Annotated in this window: 20 protein-coding genes, 1 tRNA gene and 1 pseudogene; 17 read left to right on the top strand and 5 right to left on the bottom strand. The window is 61.5% G+C overall.

What is annotated here, in order from left to right; translation table 11 throughout:
* Positions 1-164: 164 nt before the first annotated feature.
* On the top strand, positions 165-857 hold the full coding sequence (locus tag MWN76_RS06530; protein ID WP_250460339.1) for a DUF3142 domain-containing protein: 693 nt from the start codon (positions 165-167) through the stop codon (positions 855-857).
* Positions 854-2,785 (top strand): hypothetical protein, encoded by a 1,932-nt coding sequence (locus MWN76_RS06525; RefSeq protein ID WP_250460337.1) that lies wholly within the window; start codon positions 854-856, stop codon positions 2,783-2,785. The genes MWN76_RS06530 and MWN76_RS06525 overlap by 4 nt, the downstream gene beginning before the upstream one ends.
* 332 nt (positions 2,786-3,117) lie before the next feature.
* Here the strand turns inward: MWN76_RS06525 and MWN76_RS06520 are convergent, their stop codons facing one another.
* Positions 3,118-5,367 (bottom strand): TonB-dependent receptor, encoded by a 2,250-nt coding sequence (locus tag MWN76_RS06520; protein ID WP_250460336.1) that lies wholly within the window; start codon positions 5,365-5,367, stop codon positions 3,118-3,120.
* A 309-nt stretch (positions 5,368-5,676) separates the two neighbouring features.
* On the opposite strand from MWN76_RS06520, the gene MWN76_RS06515 reads away from it, so the two are divergent.
* Positions 5,677-6,582, top strand: a complete 906-nt coding sequence (locus MWN76_RS06515) for a PhzF family phenazine biosynthesis protein (protein ID WP_250460335.1) — start codon at positions 5,677-5,679, stop codon at positions 6,580-6,582.
* On the opposite strand, the gene mtgA is transcribed toward MWN76_RS06515, so the two are convergent.
* A complete protein-coding gene (gene mtgA, locus MWN76_RS06510) occupies positions 6,583-7,263 on the bottom strand; it encodes a monofunctional biosynthetic peptidoglycan transglycosylase (RefSeq protein WP_250460334.1) in 681 nt (226 codons plus the stop codon).
* A gap of 307 nt (positions 7,264-7,570) precedes the next feature.
* Positions 7,571-7,647, bottom strand: a tRNA-Arg gene (locus MWN76_RS06505).
* A gap of 444 nt (positions 7,648-8,091) precedes the next feature.
* Between MWN76_RS06505 and MWN76_RS06500 the strand changes: the two genes are divergently transcribed.
* From MWN76_RS06500 to MWN76_RS06485, 4 genes are all read left to right on the top strand, one after another.
* A complete protein-coding gene (locus MWN76_RS06500) occupies positions 8,092-10,335 on the top strand; it encodes a TonB-dependent receptor (RefSeq protein WP_250460333.1) in 2,244 nt (747 codons plus the stop codon).
* A 74-nt stretch (positions 10,336-10,409) separates the two neighbouring features.
* Complete coding sequence (locus MWN76_RS06495; protein ID WP_250460332.1) at positions 10,410-11,885, top strand: adenosine deaminase family protein; 1,476 nt, start codon at positions 10,410-10,412, stop codon at positions 11,883-11,885.
* A 32-nt stretch (positions 11,886-11,917) separates the two neighbouring features.
* Positions 11,918-13,036, top strand: coding sequence for a purine nucleoside permease (locus MWN76_RS06490; RefSeq protein WP_250460331.1), 1,119 nt, complete (start codon positions 11,918-11,920; stop codon positions 13,034-13,036).
* A gap of 227 nt (positions 13,037-13,263) precedes the next feature.
* Positions 13,264-13,677, top strand: coding sequence for a c-type cytochrome (locus MWN76_RS06485; protein ID WP_250460330.1), 414 nt, complete (start codon positions 13,264-13,266; stop codon positions 13,675-13,677).
* 254 nt (positions 13,678-13,931) lie between these two features.
* Here MWN76_RS06485 and rep read toward each other — a convergent pair whose 3' ends face one another.
* Entirely contained in the window at positions 13,932-15,965 is a 2,034-nt protein-coding gene (rep, locus tag MWN76_RS06480) for a DNA helicase Rep (RefSeq protein WP_250460329.1), read from the bottom strand.
* A gap of 175 nt (positions 15,966-16,140) precedes the next feature.
* Between rep and MWN76_RS06475 the strand changes: the two genes are divergently transcribed.
* From MWN76_RS06475 to bla, 8 genes are all read left to right on the top strand, one after another.
* Positions 16,141-17,001, top strand: a complete 861-nt coding sequence (locus MWN76_RS06475; protein WP_250460328.1) for a helix-turn-helix domain-containing protein — start codon at positions 16,141-16,143, stop codon at positions 16,999-17,001.
* 95 nt (positions 17,002-17,096) lie between these two features.
* On the top strand, positions 17,097-18,467 hold the full coding sequence (locus MWN76_RS06470) for a hypothetical protein (protein ID WP_250460327.1): 1,371 nt from the start codon (positions 17,097-17,099) through the stop codon (positions 18,465-18,467).
* 111 nt (positions 18,468-18,578) lie between these two features.
* Complete coding sequence (locus MWN76_RS06465; RefSeq protein WP_250460326.1) at positions 18,579-18,800, top strand: DUF3565 domain-containing protein; 222 nt, start codon at positions 18,579-18,581, stop codon at positions 18,798-18,800.
* Positions 18,800-19,258, top strand: a complete 459-nt coding sequence (locus MWN76_RS06460) for a YaiI/YqxD family protein (protein ID WP_250460324.1) — start codon at positions 18,800-18,802, stop codon at positions 19,256-19,258. The genes MWN76_RS06465 and MWN76_RS06460 overlap by 1 nt, the downstream gene beginning before the upstream one ends.
* An 8-nt stretch (positions 19,259-19,266) precedes the next feature.
* Entirely contained in the window at positions 19,267-19,752 is a 486-nt protein-coding gene (locus MWN76_RS06455; RefSeq protein WP_250460322.1) for a GNAT family N-acetyltransferase, read from the top strand.
* Positions 19,753-19,754: 2 nt separating this feature from the next.
* Positions 19,755-20,315 (top strand): GNAT family N-acetyltransferase, encoded by a 561-nt coding sequence (locus MWN76_RS06450; protein ID WP_250460320.1) that lies wholly within the window; start codon positions 19,755-19,757, stop codon positions 20,313-20,315.
* A gap of 13 nt (positions 20,316-20,328) precedes the next feature.
* The gene (locus tag MWN76_RS06445; RefSeq protein WP_250460317.1) at positions 20,329-21,336 is read left to right on the top strand and encodes a D-cysteine desulfhydrase family protein; all 1,008 of its coding nucleotides are present in this window, start codon (positions 20,329-20,331) and stop codon (positions 21,334-21,336) included.
* Positions 21,337-21,477: 141 nt separating this feature from the next.
* Positions 21,478-22,350 carry a subclass B3 metallo-beta-lactamase gene (gene bla, locus MWN76_RS06440; protein ID WP_425606605.1) on the top strand — a complete coding sequence of 291 codons (873 nt, stop codon included), beginning with the start codon at positions 21,478-21,480 and terminating at the stop codon, positions 22,348-22,350.
* Between the two features lie 42 nt (positions 22,351-22,392).
* On the opposite strand, the pseudogene MWN76_RS06435 reads toward bla, so the two are convergent.
* Positions 22,393-23,055 (bottom strand): annotated as a pseudogene (locus tag MWN76_RS06435) (ATP-binding protein); the annotation flags it as partial.
* A 57-nt stretch (positions 23,056-23,112) separates the two neighbouring features.
* Between MWN76_RS06435 and MWN76_RS06430 the strand changes: the two are divergent.
* Both MWN76_RS06430 and MWN76_RS06425 read left to right on the top strand, forming a co-directional pair.
* On the top strand, positions 23,113-23,772 hold the full coding sequence (locus MWN76_RS06430) for a TnsA endonuclease N-terminal domain-containing protein (protein WP_250460314.1): 660 nt from the start codon (positions 23,113-23,115) through the stop codon (positions 23,770-23,772).
* A gap of 1 nt (position 23,773) precedes the next feature.
* On the top strand, positions 23,774-25,660 hold the full coding sequence (locus MWN76_RS06425; protein WP_250460313.1) for a Mu transposase C-terminal domain-containing protein: 1,887 nt from the start codon (positions 23,774-23,776) through the stop codon (positions 25,658-25,660).

The following is a 25,660-nucleotide window of genomic DNA, read 5'->3' as shown; positions in this document are numbered from 1 at the left end:
ATCGAAGGCTCCATTATTCCGCGCTGAGGGCTCCATTATTCTCTGCAGGTGACCGCTGCGTTACACTGCCCGCCCCACGGTGAAAGCATGCCGGGAACAGGAGTAGTGGATCGTTGGCGGTACTTGGCTCGGAAGCCTTCCCGAAGCCCGGGAAGTTTGCAGGAATGGCAGCGCTGTTGCTGTGTGGTGTGGCTGCCTATGCGATCCTCGCCGCAACCCCGCAGCGGGGGCCGGCGATCGAACGCAGCTACTGGATCTGGAATGCCAACGACCTGGATTACGCCGTGGCCGACGCCGGGCTGATTCTCTACCAGGGCAATGCGGATGCCGACTGGCATTTTCATGCCCGCGGTGTCAGCGCCTACCCGCTGGCCGGCTCCGGCCCGGTCACGCTCCTGTTCCGGCTGTACAAGCTTGGGCCGCCGGAAGACGTGGCCGCCCGCTACCGGAGCCTCAAGCGCCGCTGGGCGAGCCACGGTGTCGCGGTGGCCGGGCTGCAGATCGATTACGATAGCCCGTCGTCCCGCCTGCCGGAATATCGCCGCTGGCTGATCCGGCTGCGGGCGCAGCTGGCCGGTGAACCGGTCTCTGTCACATCGCTGGTCACCTATGTGTTCGATGCGCCGCAGGCCCTGGAGCGGCTCGCCGGGGTGGTGGATTACCTGGCCATGCAGCTCTACGCCGGCTATGTGCCCCACGACAATATCCGGTCCGTGGTCCGTTTCCTGCGCACTTCCGCCATTTCCCACCGGATCGGTATTACCCTCTCTCCCGAATTCCCCCCGGATGCCGAGCTTTGCGGCCGGTATTGCCTGGGGGTGTCCGTTTTCTTGAACAAGGATGCACCTCGCCCATGAAGTTGAAAGCACTCTCGCTGTTGCTGTTACTGACTGCCAGCCACGCGGTATTCGCCGGTGGCGGCGGCCCGCCCAGCCGTGCGGAACTCTGGAAAACCTTCTATAACCCGCTGGCGGACTACCCGCTGGAAGAATCCGTATCGGACAACACGATACGGCGGCTGGTGCAGTTGCTGAGGGATGACCTGGGGGTGGAGAAGAAATATATCTACCGCACCGGCGATGGCCAGTGGTACAGCGAAGCCAGCCTGTACGAGGTGCTGAACCCGATGGTGGAAAGCAGCGGCCGCGACCTGGTTGTTTATTCATCCGGCGGCTCCGCCAGCCAGGCCCCCGATAACACCGTCATATTTGCCGGTGGCGGCCTGCCGCTGGAGAGGCCGGGCTGGTCCGACTGTACCAGTGCCGGGGCGCTGCGAGGCACCCTGGAGCTGGCCGAGGCGTGGCTGGAAGACGAGAGCCTTTCCGACTTCGCCGTGCGCAATGCTCTCTATTACCGCCTCAATATTGCCGCCGAGTGCCAGAAGCGGCCGACCAGGAAACTGAGCGAACGCGAGCTGCAGAGTATTCCCGCCCCCTGGCGCGACTACCTGGCGGCGCTGGCGCATTTCTACCAGCACGAGTACCGCCAGGCCGGGGAGACGTTTGCGAAACTGGTCGATTCCGAACAGGCCACCGTGGCGGACCTGTCCAGCTACCTGGCCGGGCGCGCCTTCCTGATCGCCGCGCAGGGCGACTGGCACGGTTACGGCGATCCCGGCGAAGCGGTGGATCGCACACTGTTGGCCAGGTCCGCGCAGTACTTCCGCCAGCATGTCGAGCGCGACGGCCACTACGCCGATTCCGCCCGCGGCCTGCTGCGGCGCACCGCCTACCTGGCCGGCGATCGCAAGGCCTATTATGCGGGGCTCAAGCAGAACCTGGACCGGCTGCTGGCCGGCGACAGCACGGCACTGCAGTTCCTGCAGGTGATCGATGAGGGCAGCCGCTTCGGCCAGGGCCCGGCACTGCTCGAGTACCTGGACGGGCACTACCGGCAATTCGCCGGCGACAGCGAGCTGGAATCCCTGGTGCGCCTGCTGGATTTCCGCCGCGGTGTGCAGCATTTCCGGGCCGGGGAGCAGGAGGAGGCCTACCGGCTGTTGATGGAGGCCGGACTGGAGCCCGCCTATCCCTACCTGGTGCAGATCGCGCGCGAGTCCGGCGACCGGCAGCGCCTCGCTGCCGTGTACCGGAAATTCCTGGATGGCAACACACTGGCCATGCATCGGGCCGCGCTGGATTACGCGGAACGCGGTGCCGAGGCGTTTGTCGACACCGACAATGCCCCGCTGGCAAAACGTTCGGCACTGGCCTATTGCTCGGCGGGCAACCTGCAGGAACTGGTCCTCGGCAACCTCTCGAACAAGAACCTGCCCGAACTGCGCGATGCGCTGTACGACGCCTACATCCAGCGGGAGCAGTTCGAAGCCCTGAATCGGCTGATGAGCTCCGGCGATATCGACAACGGCCCCTACGAAGCCATCCGCACCGCGGTGCGCCAGTTGGCCCGGGGCGAATCCCTGGGTAAGGCCTATATGAATATCGGCTACTTCGTAGCGGAACGCATGACGCAGCCGAAATACTCCGGTGCCAACAAATTCCTGGCCAGCCTGGACGGGGATCGCTACTGCGAGAGCGGCCTGAAAAGCTACGATCGCGGTGCCCAGTACTTCTACCGTCTCTCCCTGGCCCAGTTCACACCGCAAGAGCGCTCCACCGACGAGGCCAAGGCGCTGCATTTCATGATCAACTGCGATCGTATGGGCATACGCGGCTGTTGGGGAACCCGGCCGGAGGAAGCGGAATCCTCGGAAGTGCTGTTCAAACGCCTGCACCGAAAATACCCGACCAGCCAGTGGACGGAGAAGACACCCTATTTCTACTGAGCGGACACGGCGACTATCGCGAAATGGTTAAGGAAGAAAATACCAGCGCCGGGGGGCGTAATGCCGGTCAGTTAAACAGGTTAAGGTCTGGCAGCTGAGATTGCGCGAGGCTTTAGCTGGCATTGGGGCGGCCCTGGTACCGGGGGCAGCCTTGCGAGACACGGGCTAGGCGCCCCCCCCCGTGAATACGTCCCTGTAGGCTTGTCTGCGAGGTCCCTCTCGCAGACAGTCTCGCAAGGCTGCCCCCGGCATCAGGGCCTTTGCCGCGACTGTGTGGCTTAACTGATCGGCATTACGCCGAGGGTGCTGGTATTTTTTGCCGGTTGTCGGTATCAGTAAGCGCCGAACCGCTTGTTGAACTCCAGGCTCAGCATCCGCGGCGCGCCCTCGATATAGGTCGGGAAGCCGAATGAGTTGCCGGTATTGCCCGCGTCCATGATGTACTCCTCGTCCAGCAGGTTGCTGGCGGCCAGGGTCAGCGACCAGTTGCGGTCGCTGGCCGCGATGCCGGCGCGCAGCTTGAGCAGGTCCACGGCGTCTTCCTCGAAACGGTTGGCGATGTCGAAATACACCGAGGAGCGGTAGCTCCAGCTGCCGCTGCTGGTCAACAGCAGCCCGCTGCCAATCGGTGTTTCGTACAGGTAACTGACCGCGCCGCTGACTTCCGGCTGCAGGCGAAACTGGTTGCCGGCATAGACACCGTTGGTGGAATCGTCATCGATACCGGCATCGATCCAGGCGACGTTGGCCATCAGTGTCAGTTTTTCCGATGCATTCCAGCGCAGGTCCGCCTCGAGGCCGGTGTTGGTGGCGGAGCCGGCGTTTTCGTTGCGCACCTGGCCGCTGTCCTGGTCGATCACACTGACCTGGAAGTTGTCGTAGTTCTGGTGGAACAGTGCCACCGAGTAATCCAGCGGCGTGTTCATCAGGCTGCCCTTGAGGCCGATCTCGTAGTTGTCGATCTCCTCGGTGGGCAGGATGCTTTCCATCCCGGAAGACAGCTCGATCACCTCGGAGCGCTCGCCGCGGGACAGGGTGCCGTACAGGTTCAGGTTGTCGTTCAGGCTGTAGAGCAGGTTGAAGCGCGGCAACACGGCGGAGTTGTCGGTGTCGCCGCTCAGGGTTTCGCCGTCGGTATCCAGTATCAGGCCGTTGAACAGGTCGACAGGGTTGAATGTCTGTGCGGACAGAATCGAGGAGGGCGCCATTTCGCTGTAATAGCCGGATTCCCGCTCCTCTTCCACCAGCCGCGCACCGACGGTGGCTTCCAGTTTTTCCGTCAACCGGTAGGAGACGTCGGCGAACAGGTTCAGGCTGCTGTTGTCGGCGGTATTGGCGTAGTGGCTTTCGTAGGGGAAAGCGGGAACGACGCCGTTGGTCAGCAGCTCTGTGGCTTGCGGTTCACAACCGGGGATACCCTGGGCCGCCAGCGCGCCGGAGCAGCTCAGGAACAGGCCTTCCTCGGAGGCGAAGCCGACAAACTGTTCCGCCTGTTCGGCAAAATAACTGGCGCCGACAAAGCCGTTGATGCGCTCGCCGCTGAAATTCAGCCGCAGTTCGTGGCTGGTCTGGTCGCCGCTGGCGTCCTCGGAGAAATTCAGGAATTCGTAGCCGGTGCCGTCTGCGTCAAAGGCTTCCAGCGAATCGTAATCGCGGCGGGCGCCGATATAGGTCAGCGCCAGGCGGTCATTGAGATCCCAGGAAACGGTCGCGTTGAAATCCTTCACGGTGCGGTCCACACCGATATCGTCCATACCCAGCACGTCGTTGTCCGGCACGCTCAGCGAGGCGTCGTCTGTGAACAGCAGCGACTCGTTGACGAAGGCGGTACCCGGGTCCTCGGCCTTGTCGTAGTTGTAGACCAGGTCGATGGTCAGGTCGTCGCTGGGTACGATCCGCAGGCTGGGGCGGTAGGCGCGGCGATCGTAGCCGTTCAGGTCCGCCTCGCCGCTGGTGTTGTCCACATAGCCCTCGCGCTCGCGGGAGACAAACGCGAAGCGCCCCTGCAGTGTGTCACTGCCGCCGGTCAGCATGCCTTCCACCTTGCGCATATCGTAATTGCCCGCGCCGACGGTCAGCGCCGAGGCGAATTCCCGCTGTGGCCTGGCGGTGATGAAGCTTATGGCGCCGATGGAGGCGGCGGTGCCGAACAGCGTCGCCTGCGGGCCCTTGACCACTTCCACGCGCTCCATGTCGTAAACCTCGAAATAGGAGGCGCGGGAGCGGGACACGTCGGTGCCGTTCAGGTACACGGATACCCGCGCGGCGCCGGGCGCGCTGCCGTCGTCGGAGGTAATGCCGCGGATCACATAGCCGTTGTTGTTGACACTCTGCTGTTGCACCACCAATCCGGGCACCAGCTCCGACAGGCTGTCGAAGCGGTCCACGCCCAATGCCTCCAGTGTTTCCCCATCCAGGCTGCTGATGGTGAGCGGTACATCGGTGATCGACTGCTCGCGCTTCTGCGCGGTGACGATAACCTCCTCGAGATCCTGCGGGCCGCCCTGCTGTGCGGCGACAGAGGCGGAAATCAGGCAGGCGAGGGCGGTCAGCGGAAAAGTCCGTTTTGCTGCTTTTTGCATGGTAACTCCAGCTTGGATTCGGGCATGTTGAAAAGCTGGATACTATTGGTGGATTGATACGTTACTGTGACCGATTTATGACGAATCTTTTGCCTGTAGGGCCTATTGAATAGGTAGCCCGGATGGAGCGCAGCGGAATCCGGGGGCCTGTGCCGTTTCCCGGATTCCGGCGCTGCGCACCTTCATCCGGGCTACGGATCAACACTTTGGTACCAAATTAAAAGGTCCGATTATATCCGGGCGGAACAATTGAATTCTCACCGCAATCGTTCATAGTCGTATGGCAACAATAAAAAGATGGTGAGAATCATGGCTCTCGATTACGCGCTCCTCGATGTGTTCGCCGATGCACCTTTTCAGGGCACGCAGATTCCGGTGATCAACCTGGATGGAAAAACGCTCGATGACGATACCCGTATCGCCATTGCCAGCGAGTTCCAGCAGACACAGACCGTGTTTATGGAGCCGGGCAACAGCGCCGCGCCGGCGACGGTATACAGCGGCAGGGGACAGGAGCTGTTCGGTGCCCACACGATTCTGGCCGCTTCCCATGCGGCCTATGAAATGGGGCTGGCGCAGGACGAGGGCAGTTTCGCCTCCTTCCTGCTGAAACAGAATGCGCAGCTAATCGAGAGTTTTATCGACAAGGGGGAAAACGGCCCCGGCGCCATCCAGTTCGCCCGCACCCTGGGCCCCACTGTCGACCGCTATACGCCGGAAATCCCGCGCCTGGCGGCGGCGCTGAATATCGATGAAAAACATATTGTCTTCAGCAAGTATCGCCCGCTGGTAGTGAGCGTGGACACGCCGACGCTGATCGTGCCCTTCACGCGCCCGGAACATGTGCTGGCGGCGAGCCTGAACCCGGATCGCTGGGGAGAGCTGTGCGGCGATGTGTATACCTCGGACCTGTTCCTGTTTGCGCCGGGCTCCATCACCGGTTTCTCCCAGTTCCACGGTCGCCTGCTGAACCCGGATACGCCCCGCGATGCCTTCCCGCCCATCGGCAATGTGATGCCGGAGTTCATCGCCTACCTGGCGGAGCAGCCGGACACCGCTGCCGGTACCCATACCTTCGCTGTCGACCGCGGCAGTGAACGGTCGCGCAAGAGCGTGCTGCACGCGGAATTCGACAAGAAGCCGGGGCGGGAAGTGCGCTGCCGCATCGGCGGCAATGTGATCAAGATCGGGGTGGGATCGCTGCTGTATCCCTGATCAGAGCTTTTCCAGGTAACGGCGGCGGCCCAGTTGCCGCACCTGCCGGTCGATATCCGCGGCGCGGCCGCGCACATAGCGCGACGGCGCCGCGGCCGACATGCGCCTGGGGTTCGGCAGCACCGCGGCCAGCAGGGCCGACTGCCAGCGGTTCAGGCCCCGCGCCGGGCTTCCCCAGAAATTGGCCGCCGCAGCCTGGGCGCCGTAAATCCCCTCGCCGAACTCGGCAATATTCAGGTAGACCTCCAGAATCCGCTCCTTGGGCCAGAGCAGTTCCATCAGCACCGTGAACCAGGCTTCCAGCCCCTTGCGCAGGTAGCTGCGGCCGCTCCACAGGAACAGGTTCTTGGCGGTCTGCTGGGTGATGGTGCTGGCGCCGCGCGGGCGGTCGCGGTTCTCTTCAAGCGCCTTGCGGATGGAGCCGAAATCGAAACCGTGGTGCAGCGGGAATTTCTGGTCCTCGGCGGCAATCACCGCCACCTGCAGGTTGGGCGATATCTGCGCCAGCGGTCGCCACTCGTGCTGTGCCTGCCGGCCATGCTGGCGTTCCCAGGCCAGGATCACCATCGAAGAGGGGGGATCCACCCAGCGCAGTGCCAGGACCAGCAATGCGGTGGCCGCGACGAACAGAATGCCGAGCCACAGCAGAGCTTTGACGGGGCGTTTCAGGAATCGGGGCATGGTGGATTCCGGTCGGTTATCGGGTGCCCGGGGCAGTGGATGGGGGCGATGATAACAAACCCGGGTTATGTCGCGGCCTGCGGCTCGAACCGGGGGGGCGAATCTGGGCCTTGGGACGCTCCATATATGAAAACGGCCACCGCAGGGGTGGCCTTTTTGGTATATGGCCCGCCCCAGAGGATTAGCTCCCTTCGGTCGCTGGTCTCCGGCCGCTACGCGGCCTCCGGCTCGAACGGAGGTTCAAATCTGGGCCTTGGAGCGCCCCATATATGAAAACGGCCACCGCAGGGGTAGCCGTTTTCATATATGGCCCGCCCCAGAGGATTCGAACCTCTGACCTTCGCCTCCGGAGGGCGACGCTCTATCCAGCTGAGCTAGGGGCGGATCTGCGCCGGGAGCTGGCCCGGCGCGGACGCGAATTATACAGAAGGGGCCGGGTGGGGCAAAGCGCGGATTTCGCCCCTGCGCGAAGCGGGATCGGAGCGGTGGTGGGGATGGGCCGCCACCGTCGCCTGTGTGTCCCAATATGGTGCGAAAACCGGTCGCCCGGCCAGATTCGGCGTTGTCTGTGCGGTTGCGATGGTTCCGGGGGCGGCTCCCGCGCAACCCGGGGCGCTGACCGGGCGCGAGCCCGCGGGGATTGCCGGGGCGAGCCGGTCGAAAAGTGGTCACTCTGTGTCTGTTGGCACGCCGGTTGCTCTGTTGTGGGGAATTCGTGTGTTTGCGCCCCCGAGTAAATGCCAGCCTGGTCCGTGCGGGGACAGCGGGCGCGCTCGATGCCACCAGAACAGAATCCGGGTTCCACCGGGACACAAAAGGAAAACAACAATGCACAAGGCCATGACCCCCACGCTGCTCGCCGCCGCCATTGCGGCCACACTGCCGCTGTCCACAACCGCCGCGGAGACTGTCGGCGGGCGGGCAGCGGTAAAGCTAGAGGAGGTCACCGTCACGGCGCAGAAGCGTGCGGAAAGCCTGCAGGATGTGCCCGCCTCGGTGGCCGCGCTGTCCGGTGAGCGCTTCGACAGCATCTTCTCCGCCGGCGACGATATCCTCGCCCTGGGCGCCCGGGTGCCCAACCTCTATGCGGAATCCTCCAACGGCCGCGCGGCGCCGCGCTTCTATATCCGCGGCCTGGGCAACGCGGACTTCGACCTGGCCGCCTCGCAGCCGGTCTCCATCATCTTCGACGATGTGGTGCAGGAAAACGTGGTACTGAAAAGCTTCCCGATTTTCGATGTGCAGCAGGTGGAAGTGGTGCGCGGGCCACAGGGCACGCTGTTCGGTCGCAACACCACCGCCGGCATCGTCAAATTCGACAGCCGCAAGCCCACCTGGGATAGCGACGGCTACGTCAGGGTGGGTGCCGGTGAGCTGGGTACGGCCAATATCGAGGGCGCCTTCGGCGGCGCGCTGATCGACGACAGGCTGGCCGGCCGTATCTCCTTCCTGCGCCAGGAGCGCGGTGACTGGATCGATAACACCTATACCAGGGGCTCCGGCGGTACAGTCGAGAAAGATGCGATAGGCGGCTTCACCGAACTGGCCGCGCGCGGCCAGCTGTTATGGACACCCTCTGAAGAGTTCTCTGCGCTGCTGAATGTGCACCAGCGCGACCTGGACGGTACCGCCAGCGTGTTCCGCGCGAATATTTTCCAGCGGGGAGAGGAGGGCGAGCTGAGCGATCACTTCGATCGCGACGCCGTCTACTACGACAGCGGCGACAACAACCCGCAGGAATACGAGGGTGCCGGCTCGTCGCTGAAACTGGAGTGGGATCTGGGGGATGTGCTGCTGACCAGCATTTCCGCCTACGAGGATGCTGATGGCAGCAGCAAGGGGGACATCGACGGCGGCGTGGTCGGCGACGGCCCGGGGCCGATCCTGTTCGATGCCGTGACCGAGGATCGGGCCGATGTGTCGCAGTTGACCCAGGAAGTGCGCCTGGCCAGCAACACCGCCGCGCCGCTGCAGTGGCAGCTGGGCGGTTTCTACTTCGATTCCGAGCTGGACGTGACCAGCATCGACGGTTACTACGGTGCCACCACAGTCACCCATGGCAATACTGCCTGGGCCGTGTTCGGACAGACTTCCTACGATTTCACCGACCGGCTGACCACCACTGTCGGCCTGCGTTATACCTACGACGAGAAAACCCTGGATGTGGGGGCGCAGAATGTCGACGGCTTTGCCCTGGTCACCGGCGATGCCAGTGTGCAGGAGTACGATCCCCTCTCCATCGACGACGACCAGTTGAGCTGGGAGGGCAGCCTCAACTACCAGCTGGACGACAGCGCCAGCCTGTATCTGCGCCTGGCCGAAGGCTTCCGCGCGCAGTCGATCCAGGCGCGCGATGTGGCCTTTGAAAGCAGCCCGTCGGTGGCCGATTCAGAGACCATCACCTCCTTCGAGGTGGGCTACAAGGCCGACCTGCTGGAAAACACCCTGCGCCTGAACGGCGCGCTCTTCTATTACCAGATCGACGATATCCAGCTGACCGCGGTCGGTGGCGGCGGCAACTACAACCGCCTGCTGAACGCCGACAAGGGGGTCGGCAGGGGCTTTGAAGTCGATCTGGAATGGGTGGCCAGCGACAACCTGCTGATTACCGCCGGTGCCGGCTTCGCCGACACTGAAATCCAGGACGCGGACCTGGCCACCGCCACCTGCGGCTCCGGCCTGTGCACCGTCACCGACCCGCTGACGGGGGACGGCCTGGCGCTGATCGATGGCAACCCCTTCCAGTCCGCGCCGGAGGCCATCTTCAATTTCACCCTGCGCTACAGCCTGCCGGTGGGCAGCGATGGCGAAGCTTTTTTCTACACCGACTGGGCCTACCAGGGTGAGACATTGCTGACGCTGTACGAAGCGAAGGAATACACTGTCGATGGCCAGTTCGAGGGCGGCCTGCGCGCCGGCTACACCAGCTTCTCCGGCGATTACGAAGTGGCGCTGTTCGGCCGCAATATTACCGACGAGGAGAACATCAAGGGCCAGATCGATTTCAATAACCTGACCGGCTTCGTCAACGACCCGCGCATCCTGGGTCTGGAATTCCGCAAGAACTTCTGACCACAATAGCGCCGCGCAGGCAGGACGCAGTGGCGTGCGCGGCGCATCTGTTTCTCTGCGGGGGATGGAAAAACATGAACAGACGACTGAAACCGGGAATCCTGCGCTCGACCATTCTGTGTGCGGGTCTTCTCCTGGGAGCGGCCAGCCCGGGTGCCGGCGCCGTGGAAAACTGGTTCGAGGAATTCAAGGCCGGCGCCGACGACCGCGATCTCTATCGCTTCCTCTACGCGCTGCCCAAGGGTGGCGACCTGCACAACCATATGACCGGTTCCAACTTCAGCGAATGGTGGTACCAGCTGGCCACCGACCGGCAGTTGAACGGCGGCTACCAGTACTACACCCGCGTGCGGATCGGGAACTGCGCCGGCTATGGCCGCGACATGTTCGGGCAGACACCCTACCTGATGTACTTCCACAACCTGCAGGCCTCCAGCTATCGGGCCCTGTCCGATTGTGAAAAGGGTGAGTACAAGAAAATCGGGGCGCTGGACGCGGAAGAGAAGGCGGCCTGGCTCGACAGCCTGCGGCTGGACAAAAAGCACGAGGGGCGCGAGGAGTTCTTCCAGACCCACTGGCAGCGCCTCGCCGACCTGGGCCAGAACCCCTACATCAACGCCGAGATGCTGGTCAGGAACATGCAGGCGTTTGCCCGCGAGGGCGTCCGCTATATCGAGACCATGGGCGGTACGCGCTTCTATAAAAAGCCCGATGGCAGCGCCTTCGAAGCGGACGCGGTGGCGGATATTTTCCGTGACCGGCTGGCGGAACCGGACGCGCGCGAAACCGGTGTGACCCTGCGCATGCAGTATTTCCTGCTGCGCTTTATCGACAGCGCCGAGCGGGACCTGGAGTGGATCTACCGCTTCGTCGACCGCCACCGGGACCTCTACGTCGGCATCAATATGGTCGGCCGCGAGGACAACGACAAGGGCTACCCGCTGCGCTTCCTGCCCACGCTGCGCAAATTGCGGCGGGACATCCCCGGCATTCCGCTGGCGATTCACGCCGGCGAGGTGGACGAGCCCAATCACCATGTGCGCGACACACTGCTGCTGGGGGCCTCGCGCATCGGCCACGGCGTCAACCTGATATCCGATCCGGATACCATGCTGCTGATGCGCAATGGCGATTACCTGGTGGAGATCAACCTGATCAGCAACCTGCTGCTGGACTATGTGGACGACTACGGCGAGCATCCCTTCCCGGAATACCTGCGCACCGGCATACCGGTGGCGCTGTCCACCGACGACCGCGGTATGTGGGACTCCAATATGACCGACGAATACTTTGTCGCGGTCAAGGAGTTCAACCTCTCCTGGGAAGAGCTGATCTCGCTGGGGCGCAACTCGCTGCAGCACAGTTTTGTCGACAGCGAGACCAAAGCGGCGTTGCTCGGCGACTACGAGGCGCGGCTGCGACGCTTCGAGCAGCGTTTCAGGCGCCGCGGCATGGCGGGACTCAGCGATGTGGTACCGCACAGCCACGGATTTACCTGCGAGCACTACGGCCTGTGTGAATTCTCCGCAACGGCCGTCGCTTCAAACTGAAGTCATGCATCCGGAAAAACCGAAGAGAACAGATGATGTTGAATAATTCCGTAAATGTCGGCGCTGTCTGCGGCGCGCTGCTGTCCCTGCTGTTGCTGGCGGGCTGTGAACAGAAAACGGCTGCGCCGGAAGCGCAGGCCGGCGGTACACCGGCACCGATCCCGGTCAGGGTGGTAGTGGTGAACATGTTCGAGATCGGCGAGGACCAGGGGGATACCGCCGGCGAATTCCAGTTGTGGAAAGAGCGCCAGCAACTGGACCAGCGCTTTCCCTTCCCGCAGTCCCACCACGACCTGTTCCTGAATCCGGATACCGGCGTGCTGGGCATGGTGACCGGCATGGGTACCAATAAATCCGCCTCGGCGGTGATGGCACTGGGACTGGATCCGCGCTTTGACCTCAGTAACGCCTACTGGCTGGTGGCCGGTATTTCCGGCTTCGACCCGGCCGAGGCCTCGATCGGTTCCGCCGCCTGGGCCGAGTGGCTGGTGGACGGCGACCTGATGCACGAGATCGACAGCCGCGAATTGCCCGAGGACTGGGAGACCGGCATCTTCCCGCTGTTCGCCCACGGTCCCTACCCGGAAAAACGCCCGCCCAACCAGGGCGAGATGTTCCAGATCAATGGTGAATTGACCGAGTGGGCCTACCAACTGACGAAGGATATCGACCTGGGCGACGACGAAGCCATCGCCGAGCAGCGCAAGGCCTACAGCGGCTATCCCAATGCGCAGCGCAAACCCTTCGTGCTGAAGGGCGACAATCTCGCCGGCATGACCTTCTGGCACGGCGAGCACCTGAACCGGTGGGCCAACAAATGGGTGGACTACTGGACCGAGGGGCAGGGCAATTTTGTCTCCTCGGCCATGGAAGACACCGGCACGGCCCAGTCGCTGCGCTACCTGGATCGCGCCGGCAAGGCCGATTACGAGCGCCTGATGGTGTTGCGCACAGCCAGCAACTTCACCGTACCGAAGCCGGGCACCACCGCGGCCGAGAGCCTGCTCAGCGAGGGTGAGGACTACGCCGGCCTGGCGCTGTCTCTGGAGAGTGCGTATCGCGTCGGCAGCCGCGTGGTGGATACGCTGGTGGAAAATTGGGACCAGTATCGCGAACAGATGCCCTACGAGGTGGAAGCCGGCGCGGAGTAGACCCGCGGGGAATTGCCGGCGTCGGTTCATTCCCGGATTCCGCTGTGCCCCCATCCAGGCCTGCGTTCATTCCTCGCCAAATGAGCCTGTGACGCGCGACTGCTGCGGCGATAGACGCGATGCCCTTCGCAGGGGGCGGCTCAATGCTTATAATGCGCCGCTGGTAGAAGTATGCGGCACTGGAGCCGGTAGTCTACGGGCCGATTGACGGCCTTTAGGGGGAAAGAATGAAGAGTATTTTGAGTATTGTGGCGGTCTTGACCGTTGGGGCGGCCGCTGCAATGGCGCAGTCGGTGGATGAAGAAATCTCCGAGCGCATCGCGCCTGCGGGCGAAACCTGCATGCAGGGCGATGAGTGCGCCGCGGCGGCACCTGCGGCCAGCGCCGGTGGTGGCGGTGCCCGCTCCGGCAAGCAGGTATACGACAGCGCCTGCCACACCTGCCATGCGGCCGGTGTCGCCGGTGCACCCAAGTTCGGCGATGCCGGCGCCTGGGGCCCGCGTATCGCCAAGGGGATGGACACGCTCTACACCCACGCGATCAACGGCTTCAACGCCATGCCGGCCAAGGGCCTGTGTATGGATTGCAGCGAGGACGAGGTCAAGGCAGCCGTCGACTATATGACGGAGAACAGCCAGTAAGCGACCGCTTACTCAGGTTGTGAAGAGGCCGCTCCCGGAGCGGCCTTTTTTGTGCATGGCCTGGGGACTTTCTGTGGGTAAGCTGTTGAAATTCTGTGTGCTATTCAAGGCGGAATGACCACAGTGGTAGGGTGCGCCGTGCGCACCATTGAACCGCCCGGTGCGCCCGGCGCACCCTACTGAGAGTCCCGAGTCCCGAGTCCCGAGTCCCGAGTCCCGAGTCCCGAGTCCCGAGTCCCGAGTCCCGAGTCCCGTCAGTCAAACATACTGAGCAGCGACCCCAGTGTCTCCTCCCCCTTGGCCTGGTTCTGCTCCGGCGTGGCCTTGCCGAAGCCCTCCAGTTCCACGTCCTCCTCCGGCAGTTCCTCCAGGAAGCGGCTGGGGGTGGTGTCCTGGTTTTCGCCGAACATCTTGCGCTTGCCGGCCAGGGTCATGGTCAGGGTGCGCTGGGCGCGGGTGATGCCGACATAGGTGAGGCGGCGCTCCTCCTCGATATTGTCGTCCTCGATGCTATTGCGGTGCGGCAGCAGGTTTTCCTCCATGCCGATCATGAACACATGGGGAAACTCCAGGCCCTTGGCCGCGTGCAGGGTCATCAGGCTGACCTTGTCGGTGGCCTCTTCCTCCTCCTGGCGATCGAGCATATCCCTGAGAATCAGTTTGGAGATGGCCTGTTCCAGGCGCACGTCCTGCTCCAGCTCGTCGTCGCTGCCCTCCATGGTCTTGTTCAGGCTTTCCAGCAGCCAGTAGACGTTCTCCATGCGCCGCTCGGCCACTTTCTCGCTGCTGGCGTTCTGGCTCAGCCAGCCGGCGTAGTCGATATCCTCGAGCATTTCCCGCAGGGCCCCGTCGGGGCTGTTCTCGCGGCAGTTGCGCTGTACGCCCTGCAGCCACAGGGCGAAGCGGTTCAGCCGCTCGTAGCCCTGTTCGTTGATATATTCGCGGAAACCGATTTCGCTGCAGGCGCTGAACATGGAGATCTCGCGGCCCTTGGCGTAGTTGCCCAGCGCCTCCAGGGTGCTGGTGCCGATTTGCCGGCGCGGGGTGTTGATAATGCGCAGGAAGGCGTTGTCGTCGTCCGGGTTGACCAGCAGGCGCAGGTAGGCCATCACGTCCTTGATCTCGGCGCGGGCGAAAAAGCTGGTGCCACCGGACATCTGGTAGGGAATCTGGTGCTCCTGCAGCTTCATCTCGATCAACCGCGCCTGGTGGTTGCCGCGGTAGAGCACGGCAAAATCCATGAACTTGCAGCCGCGGCGGCTCTTCTGCAGGAAGATCTCGTTGGCGACCCGCTCCGCTTCCTCGTTCTCGTTGCCCACCTTGAGCACGCGGATCTCCTCGCCCAGGCCGCGATCGGACCACAGCGCCTTGTCGAACTCGTGCGGGTTGTGGGCGATCAGGTGGTTGGCCACCTTGAGGATGCGGCTGGTGGAGCGGTAGTTCTGCTCCAGCTTGATCAGGCGCAGGTTGGGGAAGTCCTGCTTGAGCAGGCTCATGTTTTCCGGCCGCGCGCCGCGCCAGGCGTAGATCGACTGGTCGTCGTCGCCCACCACCGTGAGGCCGCCGCGGCCGCCCACCAGCAGTTTGACCAGCAGGTACTGGGAGTTGTTGGTGTCCTGGTACTCGTCCACCAGCAGGTAGCGGATCTTCCTGCGCCAGCGCTGCAGCAGCTCCGGGTCGGTGTCGAAGAGTTGTACCGGCACCAGGATCAGGTCGTCGAAGTCGACCGCGTTATAGGCCTTGAGGGCGTCGCAGTAGCGCTGGTAGGCCAGCGCGATGGCCTGTTCGCCGGCGCTGCCCGCCTGGTCCAGGGCGCGCTTCGGCGTCAGCATATCGTTCTTCCAGTTGGAGATCTGGTTCTGTACCCGGTCCAGCAGGTCCGTGTCCAGGTCGCCGTCGCGCAGCATCAGCTCCTTGATCAGGCCGCGGGCGTCCTCGGCATCGAAGATCGAGAAGCCGGGCTTGTAGCCGGCGGCGCGGTACTCGCGGCGCAGGATATTCAGGCCCAGGTTGTGGAAGGTGGACACCGTCAGGCCGTGGCTGGCCCTGGATTTCTTGCCATCCGGGCCCTTGATCAGTTTGCCCACCCGCTCCTTCATCTCCCGCGCCGCCTTGTTGGTGAAGGTCAGGGCGGCGATATTGCGCGCGCTGTAGCCGCACTCCTCGATCAGGTAGGCGATCTTGCGCGTGATCACGCTGGTCTTGCCGGAACCGGCGCCGGCGAGGACCAGGCAGGGGCCGTCGATATACTTCACCGCCTCCGCCTGGCGGGGGTTCAGCTTGGTCATTCGGAGCTACATCATTCGGTTGGCGTTGGGCTGGGGATTCTACCAGCCTTGGGCGCTTCCGTTGTGCTATCGGGGCGGGGTTCCGGTACTCGGGGACCGGTGCCGTGGCACTTGTGCTGTCTTGGCGATATATTGGCACTGGATCGCGAATGAACGATAACGAGAAGCTCCGAGCATGAAGTCATCCCCGCTGTCCCTGGTCGACAAATCCAGGGGTGAGAGCGCTTTCGGCCGCCTGATGCATTTCTGGCGCAAGGTCTGTGGCCTGTCCCAGGAGCAGTTGTCCGGTCCGCTGGGGGTCTCCACCCGCCATATCAGCTTTCTCGAGACCGGCCGTTCCAAGCCCTCGCGTATCGTGGTGCAGACGCTGGCGGATATCTTCGAGCTGTCGGCGCGGGACCGCGCCTACCTGTTCGAGTCCGCCGGCTTCGCCACCGACCAGTCCCTGTTCGACAGCCCCGAGCTGGCGGAGTGGCTGCACAAGTCCATCCGCGTGGCGCTGCAGCGCAGCGAGCCGTCGCCGGCCTTCGTGCACGACAGCTACGGCCGCCTGCTGTCGGTCAATCGCGCCTGGCTGGCTTTCTTCCTGCCGCGGGTGGACACGACGCTGCTGGAAAACGACGCCAATATCTATGAACTGATGATGAACCCGAAAGGCCTGCGCCCGCTGCTGCACAACGGCACGGCGCTGGCGGCCGGGCTGGCACTCTATATCACCATGGAGACGCTGCAGGGGGATGACCCGGAGGGCTGGGCGCTGCTGGAACGGCTGCAGGCCTCCGGCTCCATCCCCGATGGCTGGGAGAAGCTCAGCAAGCGGCTGCTGCACACCAGCGACTACCCGGTGGCGCTGCTGGCGGACGGCGGTGTCTGTCCGCTGACGGTCTACAACGATACCCTCTCCACCGCCTCGCAACTGGTACACCCGCGCCTGTTGATCGGCCGCATCTACCGCGACGATGGCCGGCCCCTGCTGGCCGACGCCGAAATGGCAGCGGTGCCGGCGGAGCACCCGCTGTTGTTCCGGGGGCTGTGATTACCTCGGAAATAATGGCGCGATTGCCGGCCCCTGCCTAAGCTGGAATCTGACTACTGCGGTACCCCGACAATAATAAGCAGAGGCAGACAGCGATGAACGATACTCCGAACCCGCCCCGCGGCTGGCGATGGGGCCCCTTCACTTTTTGTGTCCCCTTCCTGCACCTGAAATTTGTGCCATCCCAGGTGATCCAGGGCCTGGTGGTGGCCGGTGGCACCAGCATGATCATGGCGCCGGTGATGATCGGCTACTTCGGGCTCAATTTTCAGGAGGCGGTGGCACTGATCCTGGTCGCCAACTCGCTGCTCGCGGCCTCCTTCGTCTTTTTCGGTGAAACCTTCGCGCCGGGGATGCTGACACCGGCCTTTCCGCTGGCGCTGACCTTTATCGTCAGCAGCTATCCCGAGGGGCCGGAGCGGTTCCAGGCGATGACGGCCCTGTCGCTCTGCCTGGCCGCGATCTCGGTGTTCTTCAGCCTTACGGGGCTGTCCAGGCGGGTGATGGCGGCGATACCGGCCACACTCAAGGCGGCGATCATTTTCGGTGCCGCCATCTCGGCCATGGATCGGGTGTTCGTCAAGGATGCGGAGCTGTTCCAGACGCACCCGGCCAGCGCCTGCACCGCCCTCGCGGTGGCGCTACTGTTTACCTTCTCCGCCCCCATCCAGCAGCTGCGCGCCCGCAGTCGCCTGGTCGATTCCATCTGTACCCTGGGCCTGCTGCCGGGTTTCGTCGCCGCCGCACTGGTGGGTATGGCGGTGGGTGAGGTTCAGTTCGATATCCAGTGGGGCTGGTTGATACCGCCGATGGGCGACATGATGGCCAAAGCTTCGCCGCTGTATATCGGCTGGCCACCGCTGGCCATGTACCTGCAGGTGTTGCCGCTGGCGTTTGTGGCCTATGTGATCGTGTTCGGCGATTTTGTCACCGGCACGGAGATGATCCGCAACGCCCAGGACGCGCGCCCGGACGATCCCATCGACACCAACTTCGAGCGCACCCAGCTGAATCTGGCGGCCCGCAATGGCGTCTCGGCGGTGCTGGCGCCGCTGTTCCCGTATCAGGGCGTGCTCTGGACCGGCGTGCATGCGGTGGTGGTCGGTGTGTGGAAGTCCGGCCGCGACAAGATGGCGGACCTGCGCAGCGGCATCGCCTCCTACTACTGTTTCGGCATTCCGCTGATCTACGTCTGCTGGCCCATGATCAGCCTGATCAAGCCGCTGATGAGTATCGCCCTGATGCTGACCCTGGCACTGACCGCCTTCGCCTGTTTCATGGTGGCGGCACCGCTGGTGAAGAAGCCGCTGGAGATGGTCTGCGCGCTGGTGATCGGCTACATACTGGCGATGTTCGACGTCTGGATCGCCATCGCCGTGGCCGCCTTCCTGCTGGTGGCGGTCAACGGCAACCTGCCCCGCCTCCGCCGCAGTGGAAGTCCCGCCGCCGAAGCCACCGAGAACTGATCCCCTGGGCGCGCCGAGCTCCAGCTCGGCAAGGCGGGCCGCAGGCCCGCCCATATACAACCCGCCCCCGATTCGCTATAACTCCCCACAAATTCCCGTCCGGCCAGCCCCATGCAACAACCCATCACCGGCTACCACCGCGACGACGAAAACCACTGGGTGGCGCAGTTGGCCTGCGGCCACAACCAGCATGTGCGCCACGATCCGCCCTGGCAGAACCGCCCCTGGGTCATCACCGAAGCCGGGCGCGAATCCATGCTCGGCCAGCGGCTCGACTGCCGGAAATGCGACGAAAAAGCACCGCCCGACCGAGCCGACGAGGTACAACACTGATGGCAACAATCTGGGTCGACGCCGACGCCTGTCCGGTAGTGATCAAGGAAATCCTGTTCCGCGCCGCCGAGCGCACCGGAACGCCGATGACGCTGGTGGCCAACCAGCCGGTGCGCGTGCCGCCGTCGCGCTTTATCAAATCGATGCAGGTATCGTCCGGCTACGATGTGGCCGACAACGAAATCGTGCAGCGCTGCCAGGCCGACGACCTGGTGATCACCAGCGATATCCCGCTGGCGGCGGAGGTGATCGACAAAGGCGCCACCGCCCTCAGCCCGCGCGGCGAGCGCCACACCAAAGCGAATATCCGCGCGCGCCTGAACATGCGCGATTTCATGGACACCATGCGCGCCAGCGGCCTGCACACCGGCGGTCCGCCGGCACTGAACCAGCAGGACCGCAAGGCGTTTGCCGACCAGTTGGATAAATGGCTGGCAGCAAGCCGCCGCAAACCCTGAGGTAATTGATGGAACTGGTGACGGCGACGGAAGATCATCTGCGCACCCTGATGGGCTGGCTGCCGGACGGGCGCGCCTGCCGGCAGTGGGGCGGGCCCCGATTCCGCTATCCATTCAGTGAGCAGACCTTTCGGCAGGACTGCCGCTGGGGCGAAATGGCGGGCCATATGCTGGTCGATGGCGACGAACTGCTCGCCTTCGGGCAGTACTACCCGCGGCTCGGCCGCTGCCACCTGGGTCGCCTGATCGTCTCGCCCACGCGCCGCGGCAGCGGCGTCGGCAGAGCGCTGGTCGCGATCTTGATGCGGCGCGGCTGTGCGGATCTGGGCGTCGGCGAGTGCTCGCTGTTTGTATTGAAAGACAATCCCGGTGCGAGGGCCCTGTACCGGAAGCTCGGCTTCGAAGAGGCGGATTACCCGGAATCCATGGAGTGGCTGGATCTCTGCGACTATATGGTTGCCCCGCGCACCGACAATTCCAACGGCACTGGATAAACATGTACCGATTGATCGAACCGCAAACCGAGCGACTGCTGTTGCGCCAGTGGCGCGACGCGGACCGCGAGCCTTTCGCCGCCCTGTGTGCCGACCCACAGGTGATGGAGTATTTTCCCTCGACTCTGGACCGCGCCGCCAGCGACGCCGCGGTGGATCGCCAGATCGCCCATATCGATGCAAACGGCTGGGGATTCTGGGCCGTCGAGCGCCGCGAAGACGGCGCCTTTATCGGCTTCGTCGGCCTGAAACACGCGCCGGCGGAACTGCCGTTTGCCCCCTGTGTGGAGATCGGCTGGCGTCTGGCGCGGGAATATTGGGGGCGTGGCTATGCGGTGGAAGCGGCGCGGGAGTCGGTGCGTGTGGCTTTTAATGAGTTGCAGCTGGCGGAAATCGTCTCCTTTACCGTGACGCAGAATGCGCCTTCGCGCAAAGTCATGGAGCGACTGCAGATGCGCGAGATGCCGCAGACCTTCGAGCATCCGCTGCTGCCGGCGGACAGCCCGCTGCGGCGCCACTGCCTCTACCGGCTGACGGCCGCGCAGTGGCGGACAAACCAATAGACGGAGGCACACAATGCCGACCGATCAGCTGCCCAGGCAATGCCTGGGATTTTTTCCGACACCGCTGATGCCGCTGCGCAGGCTCACGGAACGGTTCGGTGGCCCGCAGGTTTATATCAAGCGCGACGACCAGACCGGCCTGGCGCTGGGCGGCAACAAGACCCGCAAGCTGGAGTTTATCCTCGGCGACGCGCTGGCCGCGGGTGCCGACACCATCGTCACCGCCGGCGCGGCGCAGTCCAACCACTGCCGCCAGACCGCGGCCGCGGCGGCGATGCTGGGGCTCGAGTGCCACCTGGTACTCGGTGGCCAGGAACCGGAAACCGCCGGCGGCAACCTGCTGCTGGACCAGTTGTTCGGCTGCCATATCCACTGGACCGGTGAGCACCGCAAGGGCGAGGATATTCCGCAGATCGTCGACTATCTGAAAAGCGCCGGCAAGAAGCCCTATGTGGTGCCCTACGGCGGTTCCAGTGAGCTGGGCGCGCTGAGCTTTGTCGCCGCCCTGAAAGAACTGGACAGCCAGTGTCGCGAGTACGATCTCGCCTTCAGCCATATCGTCTTCGCCTCCAGCTCCGGCGGCACCCACGCGGGGCTGATGCTGGGCAGAAAACTGCTGGAGCTCGACTGTGAAATTGTCGGGATCAATATCGACAAGGACGAGAGCGGCGGTACGCCCTTTGATCAGCATATTCTCGATCTCGCCAACCGCAGCGCGACGCTGATCGGCGGTGAATTCCAGTTCGACAACAGCGACCTGCAGCTGAACGGCGACTATGTCGGCGGCGGCTACGGTGTGGTTGGCGATGCCGAGCGCCGGGCGATTGAATTCATGGCCCGCAGCGAGGGCATACTGCTGGACCCAGTCTACACCGGCCGCGCCATGGCCGGCCTGATCGACCTGCTGCGGCAAAAGAAATTCGGCAGTGAAGATCGCATCCTTTTCTGGCACACCGGCGGTGCGCCGGCGCTGTTTGCCTATGCGGATACACTGAATATCTCCGATCCTCCGCCGATCTGATCGGAATTGGATTGCGGCCGTAGCCCGGATGAAGCGCAGCGCAATCCGGGAGTCCGTGCCGCCACCCCTGGATTCCGGCGCTGCGCGCCTGCATCCAGGCTACACAAAGATCTGCCTCTGATAACAACGGATACAAAAGTGATTGAAAAAATAACGCTACTGATAACCGTGACCTTGAGTGGACTGGTATCTGCGCAAGCCAGGGAATACGCACCGCTTCCCCAGTTGCAGGCCTACCAGGTCCCCGAGGCCTGGCGCCAGCCGGTAGCGCCGCTGCAGGTCGCCGATCACACCTGGCAGATAGGTACCGCCGAGTTGACGGCGCTGCTGCTGAAAACCGGAGACGGTGCCATCCTGATCGACGGCGGCATGCCGCAGGCCGCCGACCACCTGCTGGCAAATATGAAAAAACTGGGGGTGGCGCCGGACGACCTGAAACTGATCCTGCACAGCCACGCCCACAGCGACCACGCCGGCCCGCTGGCGGCGATCAGGCGCGTCACCGGCGCGCGACTGGTCAGCAATGCCGAATCGGCCGCACTGCTGGCCCGCGGCGGCGCCGACGATATCCACTTCGGCGATGGTATCGTCTATCCACCGGTGCAGGCGGACCGCCTGCTGCAGGACGGTGAAGAGGTAACGCTCGGGGCGTTGACCCTGAAAGCCCATTTTATTCCCGGCCACACCCCCGGCAGCCTGGCCTGGACCTGGCGCGACCGCCGCGGTGGCAAAACGGTGGAGGTTGCCTATGTGGACAGCCTGACCGCGCCCGGTTACCAGCTGCTCGACAATCCGCACTATCCGCATATCGTCGACGATTATCGTTCGACCTTCGAAACGGTGCGCGGGCTGCCCTGCGACCTGCTGCTGACGCCGCACCCGGGGGCCAGCGGCTGGAAATACGGTGAGGAGGCGGTACAGCGGGAGAGTGTCAGCTGCACCGCCTATGCGGACAGTGCGGAAAAGAAACTCGATGGACAGCTGGCCGAAGAGCGCTCAAAGAAAGCGGGCTGAACAACGGACGGCCGGTGCAATCGCCCGGCGGCAGGGTGTACCCTACGCCGGCACCTGCCGCCGGTCCAGGTTTCGATACGCCAGCGCCTCGGCAATCTGCCCCGCACCGATTTTTTCCTCACCGGCCAGATCCGCCAGCGTGCGCGCAACCTTCAACACCCGGTGATAGCTGCGTGCCGAGAGTCCCAGCTGTTCCACCGACTGTCTCAACAGCGCCTGCTCGTTTTTCCCCAGCGCACAATAGCGATCCAGTTCCGCCCCCTGAAGGGCCGCATTGATTTTTCCCTGCCGTTGTCGCTGTCGATCGCGCGCGCTAATGACCCGCTCGCGGACCACCGCCGAGGATTCGCCCGCCGGTGCATCCTGCAGCTGGCTGGCGGTCATGTTCGCCACTTCCACCTGCATATCGATGCGGTCCAGCAGCGGCCCGGAAAGCTTGTTGCGGTAGCGGTCTATCTGGTCCGGGGTGCAGCGGCAGCGGGCTTCGCCCAGGTAGCCGCAGGGGCAGGGGTTCATGGCGCCGACCAGTTGGAAGTGGGCCGGAAAGGTGACCTGCGCGCGGGCGCGGGAAATGCGCACCTCGCCGTTTTCTAGCGGTTCGCGCAGGATTTCCAGTGCGTGGCGCGGGAACTCGGGCATCTCGTCGAGAAACAGCACACCGCGGTGGGCCAGGGAAATTTCCCCCGGGCGCGGGTTGCTGCCGCCGCTGTAAGATACATTGAAAAATGCCAATATGGTTCCAGTTTACATAGGTAAGTGAAAATGAGCGCCATACTCAAGCATGAGCCTGTTCGAAAAATAGGCATTACCAATCGCAGTGTATCAGGCCTTGTACCCGGAAAGGGACGTTATGAATCCTCGCTGGAGAGAGACCTAATGGAGATACTGAGGTTTGATCCACTGGTCTCAAACTTCAAAGCTCAGCCTCTTACTATTGACTATGTCGGTAGGGATGGGCGCCTATCTCATTACACACCCGATGGTTTAATTTACTTCGACCGTACCTCTGGAGAGTTGCCCGTCTTATATGAAGTGAAGTTCAGACAAGCCTTCCGAGATGACTGGAAAAATCTATTGCCTAAATTTCGAGCAGCGAAAGCGGAGTGCTTCAATCGTGGTTGGCGCTTTCAGGTATTCACAGAGAGAGAAATAAGAACTCCTTATCTAGACAATGTGAAATTTTTAAGATCGTTCCATGATAGAGAAGTTTCAGAAGAAATGACGGCTCATATATTAAAAATTTTATGGGATCTGGATGAGGCTGACCCTGATTTACTTCTCTGCGCATTGTGTAAGGACCGGAATAATAGAGCCCGCATGATTCCATTGATATGGCGTTTGGTTGGTATGGGGGTAATTGGATGTGACCTAAACAAGCCTCTGAATATGCGCACTCCCCTTTGGCCAGTGGAGGATACATGAAATGAAAACTATAAGACCAGGTCAGCTGATTTACTGGCGAAATGAGGCCGCTATTGTACTAGAGCTAAAAGGCTTTTCTGAAGTGATAATCCGGACAGTAGATGAGAAAAAAACAGAAATAGCTAGCATCAAAGATATTTCATTGTCTCCGTCTTCAACTGTCCATTCTTCGCAAGCAGCACATCTCTTAGCTGGGGAAAAGGAGTGGGATAAAGCTGTTGATCGATATGAACTTATAAAACCCTTACTAGATAAAAGAGGAAGAACGGCAGAAGACGTAAAAATAATTTCCGATAAAGCGGGAAAAAGCATAACGACCATATACAGATGGATAAATAGGTTTGAAGAAACCGGGTTGGTTTCGTCTCTGTTAAGAGTGGAGAGATCTGACAAAGGTCAAACAAAACTATCAAAAGAAGTAGAAGAAATAATAGAAATTTTCATCGAAAGCTATTACTTGAAGAGAGAGCGTCCATCTGTAATTAAATTACATAGGCTAATAAAAAATGAATGCAGAGAACTAGATTTAGAGCCTCCACACAAAAATACTGTATATGCCAGAGCGCGAGAAATAGATGAGAAGGAGCACATGAGAAAGCGCTATGGCCCGAAGCCTGCTAAACAAAAGTATGAGCCAATAAAGGGGCAGTTCCCTGGTGGAAAATTTCCAAATGCGATAGTTCAAATAGATCACACGCCCGTAGATGTAATTATTGTAGATGAAGAGCACAGGCTTCCTATTGGAAGACCATACCTAACGATAGCAATCGATGTGGCAACAAAGATGATTTCCGGATTTAGGATGACTCTTGATCCACCAAGTGCATCCTCGGCTGGTTTGTGTATTGCGCATGCAGTTATGAGAAAAGAGCACTGGTTGGCTAAGCGAGATATTCATTCAGAATGGCCAATTTATGGAAGAATGGAGATGATTCATGTAGATAATGCGAAAGAGTTTCGAGGAAAAATGCTAGAAAGAGCGTGCAAAGAATATGGGATAATTATAGAACACAGACCTAAGGGGCAGCCCAACTACGGACCCCATGTAGAAAGGGCTTTCCGTACCTTCATGAAAGAAAGTCATGACTTGCCCGGAACCACGTTCTCTAGTGTCAAAGACCGGATGGGGTATAACTCCGAAGGGAAGGCTTGTATAACTCTATCTGAGTTGGAGCTGTGGTTTACAATTTTTATTGTTTATTGTTATCACCATAGGCCACACAAAGGAATTAATAGCATAGCGCCAATAAAGCTATATCAGAAGTATGTTCACGGAACTGCTGATCAACCAGGAATTGGTCTTCCAGCTCCTATAGATGATGAAGAAACATTTAGATTAAATTTCACTCCCTACGTTGAAAGAACCATTCAGCGTGACGGGGTTACTATTGATCGCGTTAAATACTACTCCCCGGTTCTTCGAAAGTGGGTGGGAAGTTCTGATAAAAATAACAAGTCAAGAAGCTTCATATTTGCTAGAGATCCTAGGGATATAAGCATCGTATACTTTCTTGATCCCACGACAAACACCTACTGCCAAATACCTTACCTTAATAATACGAGGCCGGCCATTAGTTTGTGGGAGCTAAGGGCTGTTATGAAAAAATTAAATGAAGAGGAATATAACCATATTGATGAAAATATTATTTTTGAAGGAATAAGAAAGATGCGAGAGGTCGAGGAGGAGGCGATAGAAAAAACTCGCCTTGCTAGACAGCAACGGGCTTCTGAGAAACGGAAGAGGCGAATGGCTGCCCGCCGGCTTGGGTGGGAAGGTGTGCACCCTAAAAAAGATAATAAACATAAAGAAGTGGCTATCGATAATGATCCCGGTGAGGAAGGTGAGGAGATAAAGCCATTTTCGGATATTCAGCTGGGGGGGGAATGA

The organism is Microbulbifer litoralis (genome assembly GCF_023634065.1).
GTDB classification, from domain to species: Bacteria; Pseudomonadota; Gammaproteobacteria; order Pseudomonadales; family Cellvibrionaceae; genus Microbulbifer; species Microbulbifer litoralis.
Note: the sequence above shows the minus strand (reverse complement) of the source record. Positions and strands in the feature narration are given on the sequence as shown.